Origin of the sequence: Microbacterium phyllosphaerae (assembly GCF_017876435.1) — a bacterium.
In the GTDB taxonomy this organism is placed as follows: domain Bacteria; phylum Actinomycetota; class Actinomycetes; order Actinomycetales; family Microbacteriaceae; genus Microbacterium; species Microbacterium phyllosphaerae.
In genome coordinates, this window is the sequence record NZ_JAGIOA010000001.1 from 1,378,764 (window position 1) to 1,402,184 (window position 23,421).

A 23,421-nucleotide genomic window follows, 5' to 3' on the forward strand; every position below is an offset into this window, starting at 1 on the left:
GTGAGCCCGTGTCGGATGCCGCGGCTAGTGTCGAAGCATCCGAGAGAACGGGAGCATCGTGCGGATCGACACCCAGGCGCAGCGCGTCATCTGGAGCGCCAGCGACCTCAAGGCCGCCGCCGAATGCGAGTTCGCCTGGTGTCGCGCGATCGACGCCAAGCTCGGCCGGGTGCCGGCCGTCGAAGAGCCTGAAGACGCGACTCTCGCGCGCGCCGCGCTGCTCGGAGACGTCCACGAGCAGAACGTCCTCGCGCGGTACATCGACGACCTGGGCGACGATCGGGTGCACCGCATCGAGAAGGTGTCGTCGGTCGATGCCGAGGCCCTCGCGGCCGCTGTCGACGAGACGGTGCGCGCACTGGAGTCCGACGCGGTGGTCGTGTTCCAGGCGGCATTCGCGACACCCGAGTTCGTCGGGTTCGCCGACTTCCTGAAGCGAGACGACGACGGGCGCTGGCGGGTGCAGGACTCCAAGCTCGCGCGCAAGGCTCGGGTCACGGCTCTCATGCAGCTCGCGGCATACGTCGACCAGCTCGACCGACTGGCGATCCCTCGCTCCGACGAGGTCGACCTCATCCTCGGCGACGGTTCGATCAGCACGCATGCCGTCGACGACCTGCTTCCGCTCTTCCAGGTCAGAAGGGCTCGTCTGCGAGCGCTCATCGCCGACCGCAGGATCGATGACCCCTCGCCCGACACGGCCCTGGCGTGGGGCGACGACCGCGGCGACCTCGAGATCGTGGCATGCGGTCGCTGCGCCACCTGTGAAGAGCAGGTGATCGCCCACCGTGATCTGCTCATGGTCGCGCGCATGCGGCCCGTGCAGCGCGCTCGGCTGCGCGCGGCCGGCATCGAGACGATCGACGCGCTGGCCGCCGCAGCGGTTGCGCCGGAAGGCATGAACGTCGACACCTTCGAGACGCTGCGCGCGCAGGCGCAGCTGCAGCTGAGGGCGGATGCCGAGGGCGCCACGACATACGACGTGCACTACGCGGCGGCGATCCATACGCTGCCGGTTCCGAGTCACGGCGACATCTTCTTCGACTTCGAGGGCGACCCGCTCTACACCGAGCCCGCGCCGGACGGCGCCGCGCATTGGGGGATCGACTACCTGTTCGGATGGGTCGACAACGCCGACCAGTACACCGCGCTCTGGGCGCACGACTTCGCCGCCGAGCGTGAGGCGTTCGAGCGGTTCCTCGACTTCGTCGCGGTGCGGCGCGCCGCTCATCCCGGGATGCACATCTACCACTACGCGCCCTACGAGACCTCGCACCTGGTCGCGATGGCGGCTCGGCACGGAGTGCGCGAGGGGGAGATCGACCGGCTGCTGCGCGAGGGCGTGTTCGTCGACCTGTATCCGCTGGTGCTGCGCACCGTGCGGGTGGGGTCGAGGTCGTACTCGATCAAGAAGCTCGAGCCGCTGTACATGGGCGACGATGTGCGCACGAGCGATGTGCAGAAGGGCGATGACTCGATCGTCCAGTACGTCGCCGCGAAGGAACTGGCCGCAGCGGGGGAGCAGACCGAGGCTGATGCGGTGTTCGCCGATCTCGCCGACTACAACCGGTATGACTGCGTGTCGACGCGGCGCTTGCGCAACTGGCTGATCGAGATCGCGAAGAAGGAGGGGGTGAACCCCGCACCGCCCGATCAGGCCGACGAGGTGATCTACGAGCCCTCGCCGCGGTCGGTCGCGCTGCTCAGCGATGCCGAACGTGCCGTCGATGCAGGCGGAGACGGGCAGGTGCATCGCATCGCGGCCGCTGCGATCGACTACTTCCCCCGCGAGGCGAAGAGCTTCTGGGTGTCGCACTTCCAGCGGCTGCGTGAGCCCGTGACGATGTGGGACGCCACGCGCGACGTGGTGCGGATCGACAGCACCACGTCGACCGTTCGGCGCGACTGGAGCGTCGCGGAGGGGCGTCGTGTGATGTCACGCGACATCGAGGTGCGCGGTGAGGTGTCGCCGGGCACCACGCTCGGTGCCGGCTCTCAGCCGTTCGCGCTCTATGCGGTGCCCGCCCCGTTCGACACCGAGTTTCCCTCGCGTGCCGTGCACGTGCCGCACACCGTGACGGTCGCCGAGGTGCTCGACGACGGCTATCTGATCACCGAGACGGCGATTCAGGGGCAGACCTGGGACGAGCTGCCGCTCGCCCTGACACCCGCCGCACCTCCGCGCGTCGTCTCGCTGCAGGGCGCGATCGACGAGTGGGCCGACACCGTGCACGCCGCCGCACCGGGCTTCCCGCATGACGCCGCGACCGACATCCTGCGCCGCATCCCGCCGCGCACGATATCGGGAGACGCGCTTCCGGCGAACGACGACGACACGATCGACGCGATCGTGCGCGGCATCCTCGACCTCGATCGCAGCTATCTCGCGGTGCAGGGCCCTCCGGGCACGGGCAAGACTTACACGGGCTCCCAGGTGATCGCACGCCTCGTCAACGACCACGGCTTCACCGTCGGTGTGGTGGCGCAATCGCACGCGATCATCGAGAACCTGCTCGAGCGGGTGGTCGCAGACGGCGTGCCCGCGGCGCAGGTGGCGAAAGCGCCGAAGGACCCCTCGATCGACCCGTCGTACACGGTGATACCCAAGAACGGCATGGCGTCCTTCCTCGGCGAGCACACCGATCACGGCGCGGTCGTCGGAGGAACCGCCTGGGACTTCAGCAACACGTCGCGCGTCGACCGAGCCGGCCTCGACCTGCTCGTGATCGACGAGGCCGGGCAGTTCTCCCTCGCCTCGACCATCGCCGTCGCGGCCGGAGCCAAGCGCCTGCTGCTGCTCGGCGACCCGCAGCAGCTTCCGCAGGTGAGTCAGGGTGCGCACCCCGAACCAGTCGACACCTCGGCCCTGGGGTGGGTCATGGACGGCGACGCGGTCGTCAAGCCCGATCACGGCTACTTCCTCGCACGGTCGTGGCGCATGCACCCGTTCGTCGCGGCACCCGTCTCGGCACTCGCCTACGCCGGCCAGCTGGCGTCAGCGCCGGGAACCGAGCTGAGATCGCTCGAGGGAATCGACCCGGGATTGCATGTCGCCCCGCTGCGTCATCGCGGCAACGCCACGCAGTCTCCCGAGGAGGCGGCGGAGGTCGTCTCGCTGGTGCGAGACCTCGTCGGCCGACCCTTCACCGACAACGACGCGGATGCCACGACACGGCCGCTCGCGCAGAGCGACATCATCGTCGTCGCGCCCTACAACGCGCAGCGTCAGTTGGTTCTCGACGCACTCGCGGCAGCAGGGTTTCCGGATGTGCCCGTCGGCACCGTCGACAACTTCCAGGGCAAGGAGGCGGTGGTCTCGATCACCTCGCTCGCAGCATCCAGCGGCCGAGACGCCCCGCGCGGCCCCGAGTTCCTGCTGCTGCAGAACAGGCTGAACGTCGCGATCTCGAGAGCGCAGGTCGCGGCGTACCTGATCCACTCGCCGGCGCTCCTCGACGATCTGCCTCGCACGCCTGAGGGCGTGGCGCGTCTCAGCGCCTTCGCCCGACTGGTCGGCGCCGCAGGCTGAACCGGGCGCCGCGTGACGGAGAGGAAGACGATGCACACGACGGACGAGATCCTCCGTGCTTCGGCCGCGTGGGTGTGGTTCCCTCGCGACAGCGAGCATGAGAAGGCCGATCTCCAGCTGGTGCGGTACCCCGAGCGATTCGGTGGGGGCGTGCGAGGATCGCAGGTCGCCTCCGACGCCGATGCGGTCGCCGTCGTGGAGCGCGCCGTCGAACGCACGCGTTCGTGGGGAGAATCCGAGCTGCGGTTCTGGACCAACGCCTCGGACGCACCCGACGTCGAAGACGCTCTTCGTCGTCGCGGAGCCGAGCACATCGACACGGTGGCCGTGTTCGCGCGCTCGATCGACGCTCTCTCGGTCGACGTCCCCGACGACGTGAGGGCAGAGGTCGTGTGCACGCTCGATCAGGTGCGCGAGGTCGACGCGATCAACGTCCCCGTGTGGCAGCAGCAGCCACTCGACGACGATGGGCTCAAGACGGAGCTCGACGAGGTGACCTCGACGCTCCACGCCGGAACGCAGGTCCGTGTGCTCGCTCGCCTCGACGGTCGGGCGGTGAGCACCGGAGGGTGCACGGTCGTCGACGGATTCTCTCGACTCTGGGGCGCCGCCACCCTCGAGAGCGCCCGTGGTCGAGGCACCTATCGCGCCGTCCTCGCCGAGCGCCTTCGCGTGAGCGCGTCATTCGGGGCGACCACCGCGCTCGTCAAAGGACGCACGGCGACGTCTGCGCCGATCCTCGCTCGGGCCGGCTTCACGCATTACGGAGACGAACGCGCGTACCTGCTGAAGGTGTGAGCGTGGCTGAGGGACACTCCGGTCGCGAACGACGGCGCGAGACCCTCAGACCGTGCCGTACAGGCGGTCTCCGGCGTCGCCGAGACCCGGGACGATGTAGCCCTTCTCGTTCAGGCGCTCGTCGAGAGCTCCGAGCACGAGTGTGACATCGCGGTCGCCGACGAGCGCCTCGATCGCGGCGACACCCTCGGGCGTGCCCAGCAGGCAGATCGCCGTGACGTCCTTGGCTCCTCGGTCGAAGAGGAACTGGATCGCAGCGGCGAGAGAGCCGCCGGTCGCGAGCATCGGGTCGATCGCGAAGCACTGGCGGTCGCTCAGGTCGTCGGGAAGGCGCTCGGCGTATGTCGTCGGCTCGAAGGTCGTCTCGTCTCGGACCATCCCGAGGAAGCCGACCTCTGCGGTCGGCAGCAGCTTCACGAGGCCCTCGAGCATGCCGAGTCCTGCGCGCAGGATGGGCACCACGATCGGTCGGGGTTCGGAGATCTTCACACCCATCGTCTTCGTCACCGGCGTGGTGATCTCGATGGGGCTGACCTTCACATTGCGGGTCGCCTCGTACGCGAGGAGGGTCACGAGCTCCTCGGTCAGCTGACGGAAGACGGGCGACGGTGTGCGGTGGTCGCGCAGGACCGAGAGCTTGTGAGTGACGAGAGGGTGGTCGGCGACGTGGACACGCATGGATACAGGCTAATGCGCCGGACGCCCTCGCACGACATCGGATCCGCGGGACGGCCCCGTGGCGGCGCGGCCGCGCTGTCGTAGGCTCGACCCATGACCGCTGCCGACCGCACCGCGATGGCTCGCGCACTCGAGCTCGCGGCAGATGCCGCGGCGGCATCCGAGATCCCCGTCGGTGCGGTCGTGCTCGATGCGGACGGGCGCATCGTCGCCGAGGGGCGCAACAACCGCGAGGCGACGCACGACCCGACAGGTCACGCCGAGGTCGAGGCGCTGCGGGGAGCAGCGGCATCCGTCGGTTCGTGGAATCTCGACGGCCACACTCTGGTCGTGACTCTCGAGCCCTGCCTCATGTGCGCGGGGGCGATCCTGCAGGCGCGCATCGGTCGAGTCGTGTTCGGGGCATGGGACGACAAAGCAGGTGCTGCGGGATCGATGTACGACGTGCTTCGCGACAGGCGGCTGCCGTATCGCGCCGAGGTCGTCGGCGGCGTCGAGGCGGACGCCGCCACGGCGCTGCTGCGGGACTTCTTCGAGCAGCGCCGGTGAGCAGGCAGGACGAGCGTCAGTCCGAGGACTTGAGCACGAAGACGTCGGTCGAGGGCTCGGGGTCGAGCGACGGTCGGTATACGTCCGGCTCGATGTAGATGACCCGCGCGATCGGCAGCGCCTCACGGATCCGTGCCTCGATCGCATCGATGTCCACCGCCGCCTCACGCAGGGGCTTGTCGGCGTTCAGGGCGATCTTCGCCGCGACCATCAGCTCATCGGGTCCGAGATACAGGGTCTTCATGTGGATGATCTTCTCGATCTCGTCGCCGGCGTTGATCGCGTCGACGATGCGGTCGTGATCGGCCGAGGTCGCTCCCTCGCCCACGAGGAGGCTCTTGGTCTCGACCCCGAGCACGATCGCGATGACCACGAGCAGGATGCCGATCATCAGCGTGCCGAGTGCATCGAAGACCGGGTTTCCGGTGATCACGGTCAGGCCCACGCCGAGCAGTGCGAACGTGAGTCCGGTGAGGGCCCCGACATCCTCGAGCAGCACGACCGGCAGCTCGGGTGCCTTCGCGCGCCGGACGAACGACACCCAGGACTGGTCCTTGTCACGGACCAGGTTGCTCTCCTTCACCGCGGTACGCAGCGAGAACGACTCCAGGCCGATCGCGACCACCAGCACGACGATCGGGAGCCACCACCACGTCTTGTCGAGCTCGTGAGGGTGGGTGAGCTTGTCGATCGCCTCGTAGATCGCGAACAGGCCGCCGACCGAGAACAGGATGATCGAGACCACGAACGCGTAGACATAGCGCTCGCGCCCGTAGCCGAACGGGTGAGCCCGATCGGCTTCCCGCTTCGCCTTCCGCCCGCCCAGCATGAGCAGCAGCTGGTTTCCGGAGTCGGCGACCGAGTGGATGGCCTCGGCGAGCATGGATGCCGACCCCGAGAGCGCCCACGCGAGGAACTTCGCCAGGGCGATGCCCAGGTTCGCCAGGAATGCCGCGATGATCGCCTTGCTTCCGCCCGATGCACTCATGCGACGAGTCTAGATCGACTACCCCGCTGACGCCGGGTACGCCCGCCGTAGGATGACGACATGGCTGACTCTCTCCCCGCTCTCGCGTTCCTCGGTGCCGGTTCTATGGGCGGTGCGATCCTCCGAGGGGTGGTCGCGTCCGGCATCCGCGTCGACGGAGGCATCACGGCGACGAACCGCACCCCCGAGAAGGCCGCGGCGTTCGCCGACCTCGACGGCGTGACGAGCATCGCCCTGTCGGAGGCCGCCGACGGCAACGCCGATGCGGTGTCGGAGGCTCGCATCGTGCTCATCGGGGTGAAGCCGGCGATGGTGCCGGATCTGCTCCGTGAGATCGGGCCGCACCTCGCCGACGATGCGATCGTCCTGAGCCTCGCCGCGGGCGTCACCCTCCAGACCTTCGCCGACAACCTCGGCGCCGACGTCCGGGTCATCCGATCGATGCCGAACACCCCGTCGACGGTGGGCAAGGGAGTCACCGGGCTCGCGGCCGGTGCGGCGGCATCCGCTGAAGATCTCGCACTCGTGCACTCTCTGTTCGAGACGGTCGGTGCGGTCGTCGAGGTGCCGGAGTCGCAGATCGACGCGCTCTCGACCATCTCGGGTTCGGGCCCGGCCTACGTCTACCTGCTGATCGAGGAGCTCACGAAGGCCGCCGTCGGGATGGGCTTCAGCGAGACCGACGCACGCACCATGGTCGAGCAGACCTTCATCGGAGCCACCGCACTTCTCGACGCATCGGGGGAGGAGCCCTCCGAGCTCCGTCGCCGCGTCACGAGCCCGAAGGGCACCACGGAGCGGGCCGTCGCCGTGTTGCAGGAGGCGCACCTCGAGCGCACGTTCGCGGATGCCGCGGCTGCGGCTCTCGCTCGGGCGAAGGAACTGGCGGCCGGAGCCTGACATGCAGCTGCGGTTCTCGGGAGAGATCTGGTTCTGGCGCGGCCCCGCGCCGTTCCACTTCGTCACCGTGCCGCCCGCCGAGAGCGAGATGATCGGCGACGTCGCGAGCGTCGTCACCTACGGGTGGGGCATGATCCCCGCGTCCGTGACGATCGGGAGCACGACGCTGACGACCGCGCTCTGGCCGAAGGACGGCGGGTACATCGTGCCGATCAAGAAGGCTCTGCAGGACCGCGAGGGCGTCACGATCGACGACGTCGTCGAGATCACCCTCGACATCGACGCCTGACGCGCGAGCGGATGCCGCTCAGCGGTCGAGGGCGGCGAAACGCTCGATGTCGCTGTTGGTGCCCGACACGATGATCAGGTCGTGGTTGGTGACGATCGTGTTCGCCTCGGCGTAGCGGAACGGTTTGCCAGGGCTCTTCACGCCGACGACCGTGACCTTGTACTTGCTGCGCACGCCCGACTCGTTCAGGCCGACGCCGCGGATGAACTTCGGCGGGTACATCTTGGCCAGCACGAAGTCGTCGTCGAAGCGGATGAAATCGAGCATCCGCCCCGAGACGAGGTGTGCGACGCGCTCGCCGGCCTCGCGTTCGGGGTAGATCACGTGGTTCGCGCCGACGCGGGCGAGGATCTTGCCGTGCGACTGCGAGACGGCCTTCGCCCAGATCTGCGGGACCTTGAGGTCGACGAGGTTCGCCGTGATCAGCACCGATGCCTCGATCGAGGAGCCGACGGCGACGACGGCCACCTGGAAGTCCTGCGCACCGATCTGGCGCAGCGCGTCGATGTTCTTCGCGTCGGCCTGCACGGTGTGCGTGACGCGATCCGACCACTTCTGCACGAGCTCGAGGTTGTCGTCGATCGCGAGCACCTCGCGGTCGAGGCGGTCGAGTTCGCCCGCACAGGCGGCGCCGAACCGGCCGAGACCGATGACGAGGACGGGCGCGTCGCCCCGGAGGACTTCAACCAACGATCGGCCTTTCCACGGGCAGTGAGTAGTACTGCGTTCGCGATGTCGCGGCGACGGCCGCGGCGAGAGTCACTGTACCAACGCGCCCCATGAAGATGGTGGTCGCGAGGACGTAGGTCGCGGAGTCGGGGAGCTCTGCGGTGAGACCGGTCGACAGTCCGACGGTGCCGAACGCCGATATCACGTCGAAGAGCACGTGACTGATGTCGGCCTTGGTGATCTGGGAGATGATGATGGTCGACAGCGCGACGATGGTCGCGCCCCACGCCACGACGCTGAGGGCGACGCGCTGCACGTCGCTCGGGATGCGGCGGCCGAACGCCTCGACCGACTGGCGCCCCTTCGCCTCCGACCACACGGCGATGGCGAGCACGGCGAGCGTCGTGACCTTGATTCCACCGGCGGTCGAGGCCGAGCCGCCGCCGACGAACATCAGCATGCTGGCGGCGAGCAGCGACGATCCGTTGAGGTCGTCCATCTCGATGACGTTGAAGCCGCCGGACCGCGTCATCGCCGAGAGGAAGAAGGCCTGGAACGTGGTGTCCGCGGCATCCATCGATCCGAACGTCTTCGGGTTGGCGTATTCGAGAATCAGGAAGACGGCGGCTCCGAGCACGAACAGGAGAACGGTGGTGACGAGCGTGAGCTTGGTGTGCAGCGACCACTTCTTCACGTGCCAGACGTGCTTGGCGAGGGTGTAGATCACCGGGAAGCCGATGCTGCCGAGGAACACTCCGACCATCAGCAGCGACAGGACGAGGTAGTCGTCGGCGAACACGGCCACGCCGCCGGCATTGGGGGCGAAGCCCGTGTTCGTGAACGCCATCGCGGCGAAGTACGGCGCCTCCCACAGGGCGGCGATGGGCTCGACTCCGGCCATCACGAGGGCGGGGTAGAGGAGGATCGCGAGTGCCCCCTCGATGATGAGCGCCGAGACGGCCACCGTCGTGAGAAGCTGGCCGACCTCGCCGAGGCGCACGGTCTGGCTCTCGTTGACCACGCCGCCATGGGCCCGCATGGGGTTCGTGTCGCCGGCGGCCATGAGCTTCGCTCGAAGACCCAGTCGCTTGGAGATGAGCATGCCCATCAGAGATGCGAGCGTGAGCACACCGAGCGCGCCGATGTTCACGCCGACGAAGATCAGCACGTGACCGAACGGCGACCAGTGCGTGGCCATGTCGACGGTGGAGAGGCCCGTGACGCAGATCGTGGACACCGCGGTGAACAGCGCATCGGCGAGTGGCGTGACCGTGCGGTCGGCGGAGGCGATCGGCAGCGACAGCAGCACGGTGAAGACGAGGATGAGGAGCGCGAAGATGACGATCGCGAACCGAGAGGGCGACGACGTGATGATGTGCTTGCCCCAGGAGGCGGCGTTCTGGAGCCGCTGTCGAGGAGACGACGCCGAAACGATGCCCGACATCGCGTCCCCCTTCGTTCTCCTGCCGCGCGATCCGCGGACGCACGACGCCGATCGCCGAGCCTTCGTCATGGTACTCCGTGCCGGGGACGACTACCCTGATCACATGACGGACATCTTCGACGTGATCGCAGACGGTACGAGGCGAGACATCCTCCAGCTCCTCCTGCGTCGCACCACCGAAGGGGATGCCGGCACCAGCGTCAGCCACATCGTCGCCGACCTGGGCATCAGCCAGCCCACCGTCTCGAAGCACCTGAAGGTGCTGCGCGAGGCAGAGCTCGTCAGCGTGCGTGAGGATGGCCAGCGCCGTTTCTACAGTCTCGCCGTGGAGCCTCTCGAGGTCGTGGACGACTGGCTCGTGCCGTTCCTGATGGACGCGTACGGCGACGACGCGCCCGACATCGACTACCCCGGGCAGCCGCTGCCCGACGGCGCTGCGCACGCTGCAGAGGTCGTGGGTCGCGCCGCGGCATCCGCGAAGCACGTCGTGGCGAACGCTCTCAAGCGCCTCGGGGGCTGACTCCGAGCCCGGACACACGTCGCCCCTGACGATCGGGGGGCTCTCGTCAGGGGCGAAGCCGCGGGCCCCAGCCCGCGTCGACTCGGATGGTGCCATCGTGAGTCTTGGGCTCACCTTCTCAGAGCAGTCTGAGCGGATGCGGCATACATCCTATGTCTCCGCTGGGACTCCCGTCGCGGATGCTCACTGATCACACAGGCCACATGGGTTTACACGCGTCCCAGGTTCCCCATAGAGTGTGCTCAAATCCAGAAAGGGGTACGTGGGATGCCCGAGGTTCCTGATGTCCGGTTCCTGACGGTGGCTGAGGTCGCCGAACTCATGCGCGTGTCCAAGATGACCGTGTATCGGATGGTGCACGCTGGGGAGCTGCCCGCCATCCGCTTCGGTCGCAGTTTCCGAGTGCCGGAGTCCGCGGTCGCCGACGCACTGCAGCGTCCCATCGCCGACGTGGGTTAGCTCTGCGATGTGCGTGTCTCGCACTTCACCGGTACGGTGACAGAGAGGCCCGTTCAGTTTGCTAGACTGATCCGAGGCATTTTTCCGTGCCCGTACCCGGGTGTCCGTCACCGACGACACCCAGCCACTGACTTAGTGAGGTTTCCGTGGGTTCTGTCATCAAGAAGCGCCGCAAGCGCATGGCGAAGAAGAAGCACCGCAAGCTGCTTCGTAAGACTCGCCACCAGCGTCGCAACAAGAAGTAAGCGACCAGACACGAGCGCCTGTCTCCGGACGGGCGCTTTGTGTCTCTACCCCCGGATTCCCCCTCGTCGCAGGAGCACGCCATGAAGTCGATCACCGTCACCGAGCTCGCCGAGCGCTCGAACACCCCGCTCATCGATGTGCGAGAGGTGAGCGAGTTCGCCGCAGGCCACGTGCCCGGAGCCGTCAACATCCCGATGTCCGAGATCGGCAACCGTCTGGAAGAGCTTCCGGCCGAGTCGTTCGACGTGATCTGCCAGGCCGGCGGCCGCTCGGCCCGCGTCGTCGAGGCGCTCGAGTCGCGTGGCTACGACGCGACGAACGTCGAGGGCGGCACAGGAGAGTGGATCGCCCAGGGTCGCGCTGTCGAGTTGCCGTCGGCGTGACAACGCTGACCCTCATCGGCAAGCCCGACTGCCATCTGTGCGACGTGGCATCCGAGATCATCGACGCGGTCGTCGCCGAGATGCCGGATGCCGCTGCAGAGCGCATCGAGATCGTCGAGGCGTCGATCCAGGACGACCCCGCTCTGTATGAGCTGTGGTGGGAGAAGATCCCCGTCGTGCTGATCGACGGAGACCTGCACGCGCACTGGCGTCTGTCGGCCGACCGCCTGCGCGAAGCGCTCGACGCGGCCGTGCTCGACGACGCACTGAAGAAGGAACAAGCATGATCCGTCACGTCGTCACCTGGAAGCTCGCCGCAGAAGATGCCGAGGAGCGCGCCGAGCAGGCCGCCGAGGTCGCCCGTCGACTGAACGCCCTCGACGGAGTCGTGCCGCAGCTGCGCTCGATCTCTGCCGGTGCGAATGTCGCCTATCCCGATGCCAACTGGGACGTCACCCTCGTCGCGGACGTCGACTCCCTCGCCGCGCTCGAGGAGTACCAGGTGCACCCTGCGCATGAAGAGGTCGTCGGATACGTGCGTTCCGTGGTCGCCTCGCGGGTGGCCGTCGACTTCGAGGTCTGACCTGTAACACGGCCGTCATATTCGGTCACACTTGCAACACAAATGTGATCCGCGGAGGGCCACCCACGGCCTGTTCGGCCTGTGGGCGCATGTTTAGATGTTCTCCTACCCGTCCGTGGGGATCACACCCTCGTCCTTCAGGAGCTGACATGCAGCGTCGCAACATCATCGCCGGGATCGCGCTCGCCGCGACCGCCACCCTCGCTCTCGCGGGCTGTGCAGGCGGAGCAGGAAGCGGCGGATCCGGTGAGCCGGCGGCCGGCGACGAGTACGACCTCGTCGAGGCAGGTACCCTGACGGTCTGCTCCGACATCCCCTATGCGCCGTTCGAGTTCGAGGGAGACAACGGTGAGTACACCGGTTTCGACATCGATCTGCTCGACGCGATCGCGAAGGAGCTCGACCTCAAGCTCTCCGTGCAGGACGTCGGCTTCGACGCGCTGCAGTCTGGGACCACGCTCGCCGCAGGCACCTGCGACGTGGGCGCATCCGCGATGACGATCACCGACGAGCGCAAGGCGAACATCGACTTCTCCGAGCCGTACTACGAGTCGCTGCAGTCTCTCCTCGTGCGCACGGACTCGGGCATCAAGTCGATCGACGACCTGTCGGGCAAGAACGTCGGCGTGCAGCAGGGCACCACGGGCGAGGCCTACGCGACCGAGAACGCCAAGGGCGCCGAGCTCGTGCAGTACCCGTCCGACGGCGAACTGTGGCCCGCGATGCAGGCCGGTCAGATCGACGCGATCCTGCAGGACCAGCCGGTGAACCTCGAGCATGAGAAGGCCGACAGCGCCTACAAGATCGTCGAGGAGTACGAGACCGGGGAGTCCTACGGCTTCGCATTCGCGAAGGGCGAGAAGGACACGCTGCGCGAGGCGATCGACGGCGCGCTGCAGGACCTGCGCGACAGCGGCGACTACCAGACCATCTACGACAACTACTTCACCGCGAAGTAATCGGCGAGCGACGTAGAGCAGGGAGACCTTGACAATGGCGTTGAGGCGCACCACGAAAAGCAAGCTGTATCGGTACACCGTCTATGCGGTGCTGATCGCCATCGTCGTCTGGGCGGCGGTCAGCACCGACTGGGCGAAGATCGGTCCGCTGTTCTTCAACCCCGAGATCGCGGCCAAGATGTTCCCCGGGATCATCACGACCGCACTCGTCAACACGCTGTGGTTCACGGCGGTCGCATTCGTGGCCGGTCTTCTGCTGGGAGTCGTGCTCGCACTGCTGAAGCTGTCGAGCATCGGGCCGTTCCGGTGGATCGCCACGGCCTGGATCGAGCTGTTCCGCGGGCTTCCCGCGATCCTCACGATCTTCGGCGTCGCATTCATCCTTCCGATCGCGCTGGGTATCTCGGGGCGTGACCTCGGCGGCCCGGTCGTACTCGGACTCGTCGGTCTCATCCTGGTGGCGTCGGCCTACATGGCCGAGACGATCAGGGCAGGCATCCAGGCGGTTCCCAAGGGGCAGACGGAGGCGGCTCGTTCGCTCGGCATGTCTCCGATGAAGACCACGTTCTGGATCATCGTGCCGCAGGGGTTCCGCATCATCATCCCGCCGCTCACGAACGAGTTCGTGTTGCTGCTGAAGGACACCTCGCTGCTGTTCGTGGCCGGGACGTTCATCTGGTCGAAGGAGCTCACCAACTTCGCCCGTGACGCCGCGACGCAGAACACGAACGCGACGCCGCTGATCATGGCGGCGATCCTCTACCTGATCGTGACGATCCCCCTCACGCGCTTCAGCGCGTACCTGGAACGACGGATGGCGAAGCAGCGATGATCACCGATCTGATTGATGTCCACGCTCCTGCGATCGATCTGCAGGGGCTCGTGAAGAGCTTCGGCGACAACGAGGTACTCAAGGGCATCGACCTCACCGTCACAAAGGGCGAGGTCGTCTGCATCATCGGCCCGTCGGGTTCGGGAAAGTCGACGCTGCTGCGTTCGGTGAACCTGCTCGAGGAGCCGACGGGCGGCAAGGTGCTCATCGAGGGCATCGACATCACCGACCCCGACGTCGACATCGACCGGGTGCGCACGCGCATCGGCATGGTGTTCCAGAGCTTCAACCTGTTCCCGCACCTCGACGTGATGGGCAACCTCATGATCGCGCAGCAGCGCGTGAAGAAGCGCTCCAAGGCCGAGGCCGAGCGGATCGCGAAGGAGATGCTGGGTCGTGTCGGGCTCGCCGAGAAGGCCGACGCCTTCCCGGGCCACCTGTCCGGCGGACAGCAGCAGCGCGTCGCGATCGCGCGCGCACTCTGCATGAACCCCGACATGATGCTGTTCGACGAGCCCACCTCGGCGCTCGACCCCGAACTCGTCGGCGAGGTGCTGCAGGTCATGCGCTCGCTCGCGGACGAGGGCATGACCATGCTCGTGGTCACGCACGAGATGGGCTTCGCCCGCGAGGTCGGGTCACGTCTGATCTTCATGGACGGCGGTCACATCGTCGAAGAGGGCGACCCGCGCGAGGTGCTCGCCAACCCGCAGCATCCGCGTACCCAGGACTTCCTGGCCCGCGTGCTCTGATCGTCCGATCTCTTCATACAGCGACCCCCTCCTGCTGAATCAGCAGGAGGGGGTCGCTGTGTGGAGTGTCGGGTGGCGGCGTCAGGCCTCGACGACCTCGGCATCGGCGGCGTTGCGGCGCACCGAGTCGATGCCGTTCAGCGCGGCGGCCTTCGAGGAGTAGCCCTCGCTGATCGCGATGACCTCGCCGTTGCCGGACTTGAGGCGGAACCGGTACTCGCCGGACTTGTCGGTGTACAGCTCGAACTTGCCTGCCATGAGGCGTCCTTTCTCTCAGGAGTCGAGGGAGCGACGCCCTCGGGTTCACGGTATCCCGGAGTACTGGCTCAGGGAAAGAGGGCGGTTCAGCCCCGAGGGTGCACTGCCACGGGCTCGGGCGCGACGGCGATCCGCACCCGGTCGCCGAACGCCGGGTGGATGCCGGGTGCGTGCTGCAGACGCACGAGCTCGCCCGACTCGGTGCGCACGAGCGTGCGGCGCATGCTGCCCAGGAACGTGCTCTCCTGCACGAGTGCGTCGGTCGCGGCATCCGCCTCCGAGGCGAAGTGCACGTTCTCGGGGCGAAGGTAGACGTCGACGGGACCGTCGGCCGGAGACTGCAGAGGCAGGCGCTGCCCCCAGACGACGACGTGGTCGCCCTCGGCGACGCCCGACACCACGCTCGACAGGCCGACGAACGCGGCGACCCCTGCGGTCGACGGCGTCGTGTAGAGCTGCTCGGGCGTGCCGATCTGCTCGATCCGCCCGGAGTTCATCACCGCGATCCTGTCGGAGACGGCCAGCGCCTCCTCCTGGTCGTGCGTCACGAACACGGTGGTGATGCCGAGTCGCAGCTGGATGCGGCGGATCTCGTCCCGCAGCTGTACGCGTACCTTCGCGTCGAGTGCCGACAGCGGCTCGTCGAGCAGCAGCACCTTCGGCTCGGTGACCAAGGCGCGGGCGAGTGCCACACGCTGCTGTTGTCCGCCCGACAGCTGATGCGGGAAGCGGTCGGCGAAGTCGGCGAGACCCACGAGCGCGAGAGCGTCGAGTGCCCGCTTCGCCGCCTCAGCCTTGCCCACGCCGCGGCGACGCAGACCGAAAGCGGTGTTCTCCGCGACGCGCAGATGAGGGAACAGCGAGTACGACTGGAAGACCATCCCGATGTCGCGCTTGTTCGTCGGGACCCGCGAGACGTCGCCGCCGTCGAGGAGCACGGCGCCGCTGTCGAGGCCTTCGAGCCCTGCCAACACCCGAAGCAGCGTGGTCTTGCCGCATCCGGACGGGCCGAGCAGCGAGACGAACTCACCGGGCGCGATGTCGAGGTCGACACCGTGCAGCACGGTGGTGCCGGAGTAACTCTTCACGATGTCCTGAAGCTGCACCCGCGTGCCCTCACCGGCCTCGGCGAGCAGCATGTTGTCGGCGGTCTGGGGGAGGGTCATGAGCGGGCCTTTCCGGTGCCGCGGGCGACGCGGCCGATGACGAGGAGCAGCAGGAAGACGAACAGCAGCGCCAGCAGGGTGAAGATCGCCGGCGCGTACGGGTCCTGCTTCTGGACGACGACCATGGCGGTCTGGAACACCTGGCGGTTCAGGAGCGAGGCGATCGTGAACTCGCCGAGCACGACCGCGATCGAGATCAGCGAGGCAGCGAGCAGGCCCTGGCGCAGGTTCGGGGCGAGCACCTTGAGCACCACCGTCGGCCAGCTCGCCCCGAGCGAGCGTGCGGCCTCTGCGAGGGTGCGCAGGTCGGCGGCGTCGATCGACGCCTGGATCGACCGGTACGCGAACGGCAGCACGGTGATGCCGTAGGCGAAGGCCAGAGTCCAGGTGCCGGTGCCGAGGGAGCGACCGATCTGCAGGTAGATCGGCGCGAGGCCGACGACCAGCACGATGGCCGGGATCGAGATCGGCAGCAGCACCGCGAACTCGAAGAGCGGCTTGAGCTTCGCGAAGCGCAGGTTCACCAGGATCATGGTCGGGGCGAGCAGCAGGAGCACGATGGCGACCGTGACCACGGCGAGGATGAGCGAGTTGCCGAGACCCATCCAGATCGGCTTGATCGCTGCCGACTTCGCCGGATCGAACAGCGCGACCCAGCGCTCGAAGCCGAGGGTCCCGTCGGTCTGGCGCAGCGTGTACAGGAAGGTCGAGATCAGCGGGATCGCGAAGAATGCGCCGACCAGGATGCCGATGACCCAGCGGGTGACGGGGGAGGGGGCGAGGCGGTTCACGACTGCCACCTCGCTGCCCGGCGCTGGACGAGCGAGTACAGGGCCATGACGACTCCGACGATCACGATCATGCCGAGCGCGAGGGCACCGGCGAGATTCTCACGGCCGAGCACGGTCTCGCTCGTGAGCGCGGCGCGGATCTGCAGAGGCACGATCTGCGCGCCCTGGCTGGCGAGGGCTGCGGCGGTCGCGTACGACGAGAATGCGTTCGCGAACAGCAGCAGCAGGCTGGCGAGGAACGAGGGGGCGAGCACCGGGATGCCGATGCGCAGCCAGAAGCTCGAGCGCGTGCCGCCGAGTGTGAGGTTCGCCTCGGCCCACTGGGGCTTGAGCGCGGCGAGGGCGGGCATGAACGTGATGACCATCAGCGGGATCTGGAAGTAGATGTACGGAAGGATCAGACCGGGGAGCTCGTAGAGCCAGGTGCCGTTCGCGAAGATGTCGATGCCGAAGGTGTCCTGGAGGAACAGCTTGAGCACGCCCTGGATGCCGATCGTGGCGATGAAGGCGAAGGCGAGCATGACGCCGCCGAACTGGGCGAGCACGCCGGCCGCGGCATCCACCGTCGAGCGCACGGCGCCGTCGGGATTCATGCCGAGCAGTGCGTAGCAGACCAGGGCACCGACGACGGCGCCGATCACGGCGGTCAGCAGGGACACTCCGGCGGAATTCGCGAAGGTGTTGAGGACGACGGGATCCCCGAGAGCGGAGACATTCGACCATGTGAACGTCCCGTCCTTCGTGAAGAAGCCGGAGCCGATCGCGAGCACGGTCGGCACCGCGAGGAAGAGCAGCACATACGCGGCGAACGGCACGAGGCCGAGCCACGCGACGGACGGCGCGGAGCGCTGGGCCCGCGAGGAGTTCGCGGGCCCAGCGCTGTGCGCTGCGGGGGAGACGGGGGCGGATGCCGACGCATCCGCCCCCGCTGCGGTGGCAATGGTCACTGGACCGCCGCTGCCCACTTCTCGCCGAGAAGCGTGCCGGCGTTCGTCGACTGCTCTTCGGTCGGGACGACCGTCTCGCTCGGGACCTCGGGAAGGGCCGCTGCGAGGTCGGCGTCGATCGTGCCGGCCTCGGTCATGGCCTCCATGCGAGCCGGGCGGGCGCCGCCCTTGAGCCACAGGTTCTGCACCTCGTCGCTGTACAGGAACTCCTGCCACAGGCGTGCGGCGGCCGGGTTCGGGGCATCCTTGTTGATCGCCTGGTTGTAGTAGCCGGCGTAGCCGGTGCCGTCGAGGACGACGACCTTCCAGTCCTTGTTGCCGTCGTCGCCCTGGGCGTGAGCGGCGTTCAGGTAATCCCAGTCGAAGACGACGGGGGTCTCGCCGCTCGCGACGGTCGCCGTGGTGACGTCGACCTTGAGCAGGTTGCCGGCCTTCTGCAGGTCGGAGAAGAAGTCGATGCCCGGCTGGAAGTCGTCGAGGGACCCGTCGGACTGCACCGTGGCGAGACCGACGGCGGCGAAGGCCGCACCGGCCTGCGTCGGGTCGCCGTTGATGGCGACGGCGCCCTTGTACGCGGCGTCCTTCAGGTCGTCGAGCGACTCGGGGGCGTCGAACTTCGAGGAGTCGTAGCCGATCGACATGTATCCGCCGTAGTCGCCGACGAAGAGGCCGGTCTTCTCCTTGAGTGCGTCGGGGATCTCGTCCCACGTCTGCACCTGGTACGGCGCGAACACGTCGGTGTTCTGCAGCGCGACGGTCAGGCCGAGGTCGAACACGTCGGGTGCCGTGTCGAGGCCCTCGTTGGTCTTCGCGGCCTGGATCTCCTCAGCGCTCGAGACGTCGGGGGAGGCCTCGTTGATCGTGATCTCGGGGTACTTCTCGGCGAACAGGTCGAGGATCTCGCCGTAGTTCGCCCAGTCGCGCGGAAGCGCGATGACGTTGAGCTGGCCTTCGGCCTTCGCGGCCTCCTCGAGATCGGCGAACGTGCCGAAGTCCTCGACCGAGGTCGCAGCGGCGGCGTCGACCGCCTCGCTGCCGGCAGCGGGCGCCTCAGAACCGGTGGCGCAGGCGGTGAGGCCGAGCGCGGCGGTGGTGAACAGGGCGATGCCGGCGCCGATGCGCGCGCGGCGGTGGAAGTTCGTCATCAGGGTCCTCTCGGTGCCCGGCGCTGTGAGCCGGATTCGGGTTGCGAGAGGACACTATGAGCCGCGGGTTGCCGATGATCCCGGCGCGGGTGAACGCGAGGTGTCCGGGGTGTGGCGGGTCGGCGCAGGGCACTCAGCCGTGCGGCAGGGTGTATTTGAAACCGACGTGCGAGCCGACGTAGCCGAGACGTTCGTAGAACCGGTGGGCGTCAGTGCGGGCGGCATCCGAGGTGAGCTGCACCATCGCGGCGCCCAGCGCCGGCGCGGCGTGATCGGAGACCCAGCGCATCACGGCTGATCCGATGCCTGACGAGCGCAGGTCGCTGCGGACCCGCACGGCCTCGACGAGAAGCCGCTTCGCGCCCCGTCGGGCCATTCCGGGGATCGAGGTGAGCTGCAGAGTGCCGACGACGACTCCGTCCAACTCGACCACGAGCAGATCGTTCGACGGATCGGCGAGGATCTCGTCGAGCGCGGATGCGTACGCAGGGCGGTCCTCAGCGGAGGCGACGTCGCCCCGCGCGGCGCTGATGGGGTCATCCGACAACAGGCCGATGATGGCATCCGCATCTGCGGCCACCGCTCGGCGCAAGGACGCGGCGCCCGCTCGGGAGTCGATGGAGGAGGACAGGGGGAGAGCGTCGAGCATGTCTTCAGTCTGACATCCTGGACGGATGGACATCGGCAGTGTGCTCGGGCTCGAGCAGCTCACCTGGGGCACGCTGATCCTCGTGGTCGTCGCGGCGTTCGCGGCGGGCTGGATCGATGCCGTCGTCGGCGGTGGGGGGCTGCTGCAGCTTCCCGCCCTGCTGCTGATCCCCGGCATCTCACCGATCCAGGCGCTCGCGACGAACAAGCTCGCTTCCGTCTTCGGCACCGCCACGAGCAGCGTCACCTACTATCGACGCGCGAAACCCGACATCCGCACCGCTCTGCCGATGGCCGCGATCGCGCTCGTCGGATCTTTCGGCGGAGCCGCCGTCGCCACCGTGCTGCCCGCTGCCGCGTTCAAGCCGATCATCGTGGTCGCTCTGCTCGCCGTCGCGCTCCTCACCGCCTTTCGACCGCAGATGGGGGCCGCGACGCGGCTGCGCTTCAGCGGTCACAAGCATCACGTGATGGCGGGGCTGTCAGGTCTCGTGATCGGGTTCTACGACGGGCTGATCGGGCCGGGCACCGGCACGTTCCTGGTGATCTCGCTCGTCGCGCTGCTGGGCTACGACTTCCTGCAGGCGAGCGCGAAGGCGAAGATCGTGAACCTCGCCACGAACACCGGCGCTCTGCTGCTCTTCATCCCCCACGGCGCCGTGCTGTGGCTGCTCGGCGGCATCCTCGCGGTCGCCAACGTCGCGGGCAGCTATCTCGGCTCGCGCATGGCGATCTCGCGGGGCACGACCTTCATCCGCGTCGTGTTCCTCGTCGTGGTGGTCGCCCTCATCGCGAAGCTCGGCGTCGACGTATGGAACGAGAACATCGCGCCGGCGCTCGCCGCCCTGCGCTGAGCATCCGTCCCGCGATCGCGCCTCCGACGCGAAGGCCCCCTCCTGCGGAGCAGGAGAGGGCCTCATGATGCGAAGGTCAGGCCTCGTCGTCTTCGGGCTCGAAGTCCACCCCGGCCTCGGCGCGCTGCTCCGCGGTGATCGGAGCAGGGGCCGCAGTCAGCGGGTCGAAGCCGTTGCCCGACTTCGGGAACGCGATGACGTCGCGGATCGACTCGGTCTTCGACAGGTGCTGGAGCACGCGGTCCATGCCGAGCGCGATCCCACCGTGAGGCGGGGCGCCGAACTTGAACGCGTCGAGCAGGAAGCCGAACTGCTCCTGCGCGACCTCGTCGCTGATGCCCATGACCTCGAACACGCGCTTCTGCACGTCTTCACGGTGGATGCGGATCGATCCGCCGCCGAGCTCCGAGCCGTTGCACACGATGTCGTACGCGTAGGCCAGGGCCGAACCGGGGTCGGTGTCGAACGTGTCCTGGAACTCCGGCTTCGGGCCGGTGAACGCGTGGTGCACGGCGGTCCAGGCGCCGGCGCCCACAGCGACGTCACCGGATGCGACGGCATCCGCCGCAGGCTCGAACATCGGTGCGTCGACGACCCACGTGAACGCGAACTCGTCGGGGTTCAGGTAACCCAGGCGGCGACCGATCTCGACGCGAGCAGCACCGAGGAGCGCACGGCTCTCCTTCGTCGACCCTGCGGCGAAGAACACGCAGTCACCCGCGGCCGCGCCGACGAACTCTGCGAGACCCGCCTGCTCGGCTTCGGACAGGTTCTTGGCGGCGGGGCCGCCGAGCGAACCGTCCTCGTTGAAGAGCACGTACGCGAGGCCGCGGGCGCCGCGCTGCTTGGCCCAGTCCTGCCATGCGTCGAGCTGCTTGCGGGGCTGGCTCGCGCCACCCGGCATGACGACGGCACCGACATACTCGGCCTGGAAGACGCGGAACGGGGTGTTCGCGAAGTACTCGGTGGCCTCGACGAGCTCGAGTCCGAACCGCAGGTCGGGCTTGTCGGAGCCGTACTTCGCCATGGCGTCGGCGTAGGTCAGGCGCGGAAGCGGGGTCTGCACCTCGACGCCGATGGTCTTCCACATCGCCTGGATGAGCGACTCCATCAGCGTGATGACGTCTTCCTGGTCGACGAAGCTCATCTCGATGTCGAGCTGCGTGAACTCCGGCTGACGGTCGGCGCGGAAGTCCTCATCGCGGTAACAGCGAGCGATCTGGTAGTACTTCTCGACGCCGCCGACCATGAGCAGCTGCTTGAACAGCTGCGGCGACTGCGGCAGCGCGTACCAGCTACCGGGGTGCAGGCGAGCGGGCACGACGAAGTCGCGGGCGCCCTCGGGCGTGGAGCGCGTGAGGGTCGGCGTCTCGACCTCGGTGAAGTCCTCGCCGTGCAGCACGTCGCGGACGGCCTTGTAGACGTTCGAGCGCAGACGCAGAGCGGATGCCGCGGCGGGGCGACGCAGGTCGAGATAGCGGTACTTGAGGCGGGCCTCTTCACCGACCGTCTCGGTGTCGGCGACGGCGGTCGACACCTGGAACGGCAGAGGAGCGGACTCGTTCAGCACCTCGACGTCGGCCGCGATGAGCTCGATGTCGCCGGTCGGCAGGTTCGGGTTCGCGTTGCCCTCGGGGCGACGGGACACCTCGCCGGTGACCTTGAGGACGAACTCGTTGCGCAGCGGGTGCGCGACCTCTTCATCGCGGATGACGACCTGGGCGATGCCCGACGCATCCCGAAGATCGATGAACGCGACTCCTCCGTGATCACGACGGCGATCGACCCAACCCGAGAGGGTGACGGTCTGACCGATATGCTCGGCTCGCAGTGAGCCTGCCGAGTGGGTGCGAAGCACGGAGGATTCCTCCTGATCTGGGAAATGGTGAACCCGCCCATTCTACGTGGGCAGGTGCCGCCTCCTCCGCCCGCGGCATATCGCTCAGTAGGATCGCCACGACAGCCGCTCGACCAGCGAAAGGGTCACCATGGACTCCAACGGCATCTCGGATCTGTACGCCTCGATCTTCTCGGGCACGACGGGCCTCATCGCCCTCGTCTTCTACGTGCTCGTCGTCATCGGCCTGTGGAAGGTGTTCACGAAGGCGGGGTACCCCGGCATCCTCGCGATCATCCCGATCGTGAACGTGGTGTTCCTCGTGAAGATCGCCGGCATGTCCGGGTGGCTCGCGCTGCTCTACCTCATCCCGATCGTGGGTTTCATCTTCGGGATCGTCGTCGCGATCAAGCTCGGCGAGCGTTTCGGCAAGGGCGGACTCTTCTCGTTCTTCCTCCTGTTCGTCTTCCAGTACATCGGGTATCTGATCATCGGCTTCGGCAGCTCCCGCTACCGTCAGATCTGACGTGGCGGCGTCACGACTGCACCTTGTCCGTCACGGCGAGGTCCACAACCCGAAGCGCGTCCTCTACGGTCGCCTACCGGACTACCACCTGAGCAGGGCTGGTCGGAAGATGGCGCAGGCGGCCGCCGATCATGTCGCCTCTCTCGACAGGCCGGTGGCCGCGCTGTACTCCTCGCCGTTGGAGCGCGCGCAGGAGTCAGCGGAGCCTTTCGCGTCCGGATTCGATCTGGTGCCCGAGATCGACATCCGCATCATCGAGCCGACGAACGTGTTCGAGGGCACGCAGATGCGGCGCTCGCTGATGAACCCGCTCAACTGGTGGCATCTGCGGCAGCCGGCTCTTCCCAGCTGGGGCGAGCCGTACACGTCGATCGCCGAGCGGATGCTGGGGGCCATGGGCGAGGCCTGGAAGGCGGCGGACGGCGGTGATGTCGTCATGGTGTCGCACCAGGCGCCGATCTGGATCACCCATCTTCGGGTCGCGGGTCTGCCGCTCCGACACGATCCGCGCACGCGGCGCTGCGCTCTCTCGAGCGTCACGTCGTTCGAGCTCGTCGGCGATGTGTGGCGCGAGGTCGCGTACGCGGAGCCGGCGGCGACCGGCGGCGCGGTCGACGTGGGAGCGGTCTGACCTCCTTCGCGTTCGCCTCCGCCTTCGAATCGCGCACCTG

At 67.7% G+C, this 23,421-nt stretch carries 28 protein-coding genes; 17 read left to right on the forward strand and 11 right to left on the reverse strand.

Annotated features, from left to right (window positions below; all coding sequences use genetic code 11):
- Nucleotides 1–58 precede the first annotated feature (58 nt).
- Together JOF42_RS06395 and JOF42_RS06400 are read left to right on the forward strand one after the other, a co-directional pair.
- Nucleotides 59–3,529: a TM0106 family RecB-like putative nuclease gene (locus JOF42_RS06395; RefSeq protein ID WP_210097099.1), complete on the forward strand. Its 3,471-nt coding sequence runs from the start codon at nt 59–61 to the stop codon at nt 3,527–3,529.
- Between the two features lie 30 nt (nt 3,530–3,559).
- Nucleotides 3,560–4,327 (forward strand): hypothetical protein, encoded by a 768-nt coding sequence (locus tag JOF42_RS06400; RefSeq protein ID WP_210097100.1) that lies wholly within the window; start codon nt 3,560–3,562, stop codon nt 4,325–4,327.
- Between the two features lie 45 nt (nt 4,328–4,372).
- Here JOF42_RS06400 and upp read toward each other — a convergent pair whose 3' ends face one another.
- Nucleotides 4,373–5,005, reverse strand: a complete 633-nt coding sequence (gene upp, locus JOF42_RS06405) for a uracil phosphoribosyltransferase (RefSeq protein ID WP_210097101.1) — start codon at nt 5,003–5,005, stop codon at nt 4,373–4,375.
- Nucleotides 5,006–5,098: 93 nt separating this feature from the next.
- Here upp and JOF42_RS06410 point away from each other — a divergent pair, with 93 nt between their 5' ends.
- On the forward strand, nt 5,099–5,554 hold the full coding sequence (locus JOF42_RS06410) for a nucleoside deaminase (RefSeq protein WP_210097102.1): 456 nt from the start codon (nt 5,099–5,101) through the stop codon (nt 5,552–5,554).
- Nucleotides 5,555–5,570: 16 nt separating this feature from the next.
- On the opposite strand, the gene JOF42_RS06415 is transcribed toward JOF42_RS06410, so the two are convergent.
- Nucleotides 5,571–6,542, reverse strand: coding sequence for a cation diffusion facilitator family transporter (locus JOF42_RS06415; RefSeq protein WP_210097103.1), 972 nt, complete (start codon nt 6,540–6,542; stop codon nt 5,571–5,573).
- Nucleotides 6,543–6,602: 60 nt separating this feature from the next.
- Between JOF42_RS06415 and proC the strand changes: the two genes are divergently transcribed.
- Complete coding sequence (gene proC / locus JOF42_RS06420) at nt 6,603–7,442, forward strand: pyrroline-5-carboxylate reductase (protein WP_210097104.1); 840 nt, start codon at nt 6,603–6,605, stop codon at nt 7,440–7,442.
- A 1-nt stretch (nt 7,443) separates the two neighbouring features.
- Nucleotides 7,444–7,731 (forward strand): DUF1905 domain-containing protein, encoded by a 288-nt coding sequence (locus JOF42_RS06425; protein ID WP_210097105.1) that lies wholly within the window; start codon nt 7,444–7,446, stop codon nt 7,729–7,731.
- An 18-nt stretch (nt 7,732–7,749) separates the two neighbouring features.
- Here the strand turns inward: JOF42_RS06425 and JOF42_RS06430 are convergent, their stop codons facing one another.
- Together JOF42_RS06430 and JOF42_RS06435 are read right to left on the reverse strand one after the other, a co-directional pair.
- The gene (locus JOF42_RS06430) at nt 7,750–8,421 is read right to left on the reverse strand and encodes a potassium channel family protein (protein WP_047520565.1); all 672 of its coding nucleotides are present in this window, start codon (nt 8,419–8,421) and stop codon (nt 7,750–7,752) included.
- Nucleotides 8,414–9,844 (reverse strand): TrkH family potassium uptake protein, encoded by a 1,431-nt coding sequence (locus JOF42_RS06435; protein WP_210097106.1) that lies wholly within the window; start codon nt 9,842–9,844, stop codon nt 8,414–8,416. Before JOF42_RS06435 ends, JOF42_RS06430 begins: the two co-directional genes overlap by 8 nt.
- Before the next feature lie 103 nt (nt 9,845–9,947).
- Between JOF42_RS06435 and JOF42_RS06440 the strand changes: the two genes are divergently transcribed.
- The 9 genes from JOF42_RS06440 (at nt 9,948) to JOF42_RS06480 (ending at nt 14,578) form a co-directional block, all read left to right on the forward strand.
- On the forward strand, nt 9,948–10,364 hold the full coding sequence (locus JOF42_RS06440) for an ArsR/SmtB family transcription factor (RefSeq protein ID WP_210097107.1): 417 nt from the start codon (nt 9,948–9,950) through the stop codon (nt 10,362–10,364).
- Between the two features lie 267 nt (nt 10,365–10,631).
- Complete coding sequence (locus JOF42_RS06445; RefSeq protein ID WP_042538977.1) at nt 10,632–10,823, forward strand: helix-turn-helix domain-containing protein; 192 nt, start codon at nt 10,632–10,634, stop codon at nt 10,821–10,823.
- A 146-nt stretch (nt 10,824–10,969) separates the two neighbouring features.
- Entirely contained in the window at nt 10,970–11,068 is a 99-nt protein-coding gene (locus JOF42_RS06450; protein WP_003792170.1) for a 30S ribosomal protein bS22, read from the forward strand.
- 81 nt (nt 11,069–11,149) lie between these two features.
- Nucleotides 11,150–11,452: a rhodanese-like domain-containing protein gene (locus JOF42_RS06455; protein WP_210097108.1), complete on the forward strand. Its 303-nt coding sequence runs from the start codon at nt 11,150–11,152 to the stop codon at nt 11,450–11,452.
- Nucleotides 11,449–11,739, forward strand: coding sequence for a glutaredoxin family protein (locus tag JOF42_RS06460; protein ID WP_210097109.1), 291 nt, complete (start codon nt 11,449–11,451; stop codon nt 11,737–11,739). The genes JOF42_RS06455 and JOF42_RS06460 overlap by 4 nt, the downstream gene beginning before the upstream one ends.
- Entirely contained in the window at nt 11,736–12,035 is a 300-nt protein-coding gene (locus tag JOF42_RS06465) for a Dabb family protein (RefSeq protein WP_210097110.1), read from the forward strand. The genes JOF42_RS06460 and JOF42_RS06465 overlap by 4 nt, the downstream gene beginning before the upstream one ends.
- Nucleotides 12,036–12,184: 149 nt before the next feature.
- Entirely contained in the window at nt 12,185–12,994 is an 810-nt protein-coding gene (locus JOF42_RS06470; RefSeq protein WP_210097111.1) for a basic amino acid ABC transporter substrate-binding protein, read from the forward strand.
- A gap of 88 nt (nt 12,995–13,082) precedes the next feature.
- Nucleotides 13,083–13,826, forward strand: a complete 744-nt coding sequence (locus tag JOF42_RS06475; RefSeq protein ID WP_307803560.1) for an amino acid ABC transporter permease — start codon at nt 13,083–13,085, stop codon at nt 13,824–13,826.
- Nucleotides 13,823–14,578: an amino acid ABC transporter ATP-binding protein gene (locus JOF42_RS06480; protein WP_210097112.1), complete on the forward strand. Its 756-nt coding sequence runs from the start codon at nt 13,823–13,825 to the stop codon at nt 14,576–14,578. The genes JOF42_RS06475 and JOF42_RS06480 overlap by 4 nt, the downstream gene beginning before the upstream one ends.
- Nucleotides 14,579–14,659: 81 nt before the next feature.
- On the opposite strand, the gene JOF42_RS06485 is transcribed toward JOF42_RS06480, so the two are convergent.
- The 6 genes from JOF42_RS06485 to JOF42_RS06510 all read right to left on the reverse strand — a co-directional run bounded on the left by JOF42_RS06485 (nt 14,660) and on the right by JOF42_RS06510 (nt 19,534).
- Nucleotides 14,660–14,836, reverse strand: a complete 177-nt coding sequence (locus JOF42_RS06485) for a YegP family protein (protein WP_082488216.1) — start codon at nt 14,834–14,836, stop codon at nt 14,660–14,662.
- Between the two features lie 86 nt (nt 14,837–14,922).
- Nucleotides 14,923–16,002 carry an ABC transporter ATP-binding protein gene (locus JOF42_RS06490; RefSeq protein WP_210097113.1) on the reverse strand — a complete coding sequence of 360 codons (1,080 nt, stop codon included), beginning with the start codon at nt 16,000–16,002 and terminating at the stop codon, nt 14,923–14,925.
- The gene (locus tag JOF42_RS06495; protein WP_210097114.1) at nt 15,999–16,793 is read right to left on the reverse strand and encodes an ABC transporter permease; all 795 of its coding nucleotides are present in this window, start codon (nt 16,791–16,793) and stop codon (nt 15,999–16,001) included. Before JOF42_RS06495 ends, JOF42_RS06490 begins: the two co-directional genes overlap by 4 nt.
- Nucleotides 16,790–17,740 carry an ABC transporter permease gene (locus JOF42_RS06500; protein WP_210097115.1) on the reverse strand — a complete coding sequence of 317 codons (951 nt, stop codon included), beginning with the start codon at nt 17,738–17,740 and terminating at the stop codon, nt 16,790–16,792. Before JOF42_RS06500 ends, JOF42_RS06495 begins: the two co-directional genes overlap by 4 nt.
- Complete coding sequence (locus JOF42_RS06505; protein WP_210097116.1) at nt 17,737–18,885, reverse strand: ABC transporter substrate-binding protein; 1,149 nt, start codon at nt 18,883–18,885, stop codon at nt 17,737–17,739. The genes JOF42_RS06500 and JOF42_RS06505 overlap by 4 nt, the downstream gene beginning before the upstream one ends.
- Nucleotides 18,886–19,018: 133 nt before the next feature.
- A complete protein-coding gene (locus JOF42_RS06510) occupies nt 19,019–19,534 on the reverse strand; it encodes a GNAT family N-acetyltransferase (protein WP_210097117.1) in 516 nt (171 codons plus the stop codon).
- 25 nt (nt 19,535–19,559) lie between these two features.
- Between JOF42_RS06510 and JOF42_RS06515 the strand changes: the two genes are divergently transcribed.
- Nucleotides 19,560–20,387 carry a sulfite exporter TauE/SafE family protein gene (locus JOF42_RS06515; RefSeq protein WP_210097118.1) on the forward strand — a complete coding sequence of 276 codons (828 nt, stop codon included), beginning with the start codon at nt 19,560–19,562 and terminating at the stop codon, nt 20,385–20,387.
- A 76-nt stretch (nt 20,388–20,463) separates the two neighbouring features.
- On the opposite strand, the gene aspS is transcribed toward JOF42_RS06515, so the two are convergent.
- Nucleotides 20,464–22,245, reverse strand: a complete 1,782-nt coding sequence (gene aspS, locus JOF42_RS06520) for an aspartate--tRNA ligase (RefSeq protein WP_210097119.1) — start codon at nt 22,243–22,245, stop codon at nt 20,464–20,466.
- Nucleotides 22,246–22,375: 130 nt separating this feature from the next.
- Here aspS and JOF42_RS06525 point away from each other — a divergent pair, with 130 nt between their 5' ends.
- Nucleotides 22,376–22,750, forward strand: coding sequence for a DUF5684 domain-containing protein (locus tag JOF42_RS06525; protein WP_210097120.1), 375 nt, complete (start codon nt 22,376–22,378; stop codon nt 22,748–22,750).
- 1 nt (nt 22,751) lies between these two features.
- On the forward strand, nt 22,752–23,381 hold the full coding sequence (locus tag JOF42_RS06530; RefSeq protein ID WP_210097121.1) for a histidine phosphatase family protein: 630 nt from the start codon (nt 22,752–22,754) through the stop codon (nt 23,379–23,381).
- The last annotated feature ends 40 nt before the right edge of the window (nt 23,382–23,421 follow it).

Coding starts and splice junctions, on each gene's coding strand:
- JOF42_RS06400 (WP_210097100.1), top strand. CDS start 3,560: ATGCACACGACGGACGAGATCCTCCGTGCTTCGGCCGCGTGGGTGTGG.
- upp (WP_210097101.1), bottom strand. CDS start 5,005: ATGCGTGTCCACGTCGCCGACCACCCTCTCGTCACTCACAAGCTCTCG.
- JOF42_RS06410 (WP_210097102.1), top strand. CDS start 5,099: ATGACCGCTGCCGACCGCACCGCGATGGCTCGCGCACTCGAGCTCGCG.
- JOF42_RS06415 (WP_210097103.1), bottom strand. CDS start 6,542: ATGAGTGCATCGGGCGGAAGCAAGGCGATCATCGCGGCATTCCTGGCG.
- proC (WP_210097104.1), top strand. CDS start 6,603: ATGGCTGACTCTCTCCCCGCTCTCGCGTTCCTCGGTGCCGGTTCTATG.
- JOF42_RS06425 (WP_210097105.1), top strand. CDS start 7,444: ATGCAGCTGCGGTTCTCGGGAGAGATCTGGTTCTGGCGCGGCCCCGCG.
- JOF42_RS06435 (WP_210097106.1), bottom strand. CDS start 9,844: ATGTCGGGCATCGTTTCGGCGTCGTCTCCTCGACAGCGGCTCCAGAAC.
- JOF42_RS06440 (WP_210097107.1), top strand. CDS start 9,948: ATGACGGACATCTTCGACGTGATCGCAGACGGTACGAGGCGAGACATC.
- JOF42_RS06445 (WP_042538977.1), top strand. CDS start 10,632: ATGCCCGAGGTTCCTGATGTCCGGTTCCTGACGGTGGCTGAGGTCGCC.
- JOF42_RS06455 (WP_210097108.1), top strand. CDS start 11,150: ATGAAGTCGATCACCGTCACCGAGCTCGCCGAGCGCTCGAACACCCCG.
- JOF42_RS06465 (WP_210097110.1), top strand. CDS start 11,736: ATGATCCGTCACGTCGTCACCTGGAAGCTCGCCGCAGAAGATGCCGAG.
- JOF42_RS06470 (WP_210097111.1), top strand. CDS start 12,185: ATGCAGCGTCGCAACATCATCGCCGGGATCGCGCTCGCCGCGACCGCC.
- JOF42_RS06480 (WP_210097112.1), top strand. CDS start 13,823: ATGATCACCGATCTGATTGATGTCCACGCTCCTGCGATCGATCTGCAG.
- JOF42_RS06485 (WP_082488216.1), bottom strand. CDS start 14,836: ATGGCAGGCAAGTTCGAGCTGTACACCGACAAGTCCGGCGAGTACCGG.
- JOF42_RS06490 (WP_210097113.1), bottom strand. CDS start 16,002: ATGACCCTCCCCCAGACCGCCGACAACATGCTGCTCGCCGAGGCCGGT.
- JOF42_RS06505 (WP_210097116.1), bottom strand. CDS start 18,885: ATGACGAACTTCCACCGCCGCGCGCGCATCGGCGCCGGCATCGCCCTG.
- JOF42_RS06510 (WP_210097117.1), bottom strand. CDS start 19,534: ATGCTCGACGCTCTCCCCCTGTCCTCCTCCATCGACTCCCGAGCGGGC.
- JOF42_RS06515 (WP_210097118.1), top strand. CDS start 19,560: ATGGACATCGGCAGTGTGCTCGGGCTCGAGCAGCTCACCTGGGGCACG.
- JOF42_RS06525 (WP_210097120.1), top strand. CDS start 22,376: ATGGACTCCAACGGCATCTCGGATCTGTACGCCTCGATCTTCTCGGGC.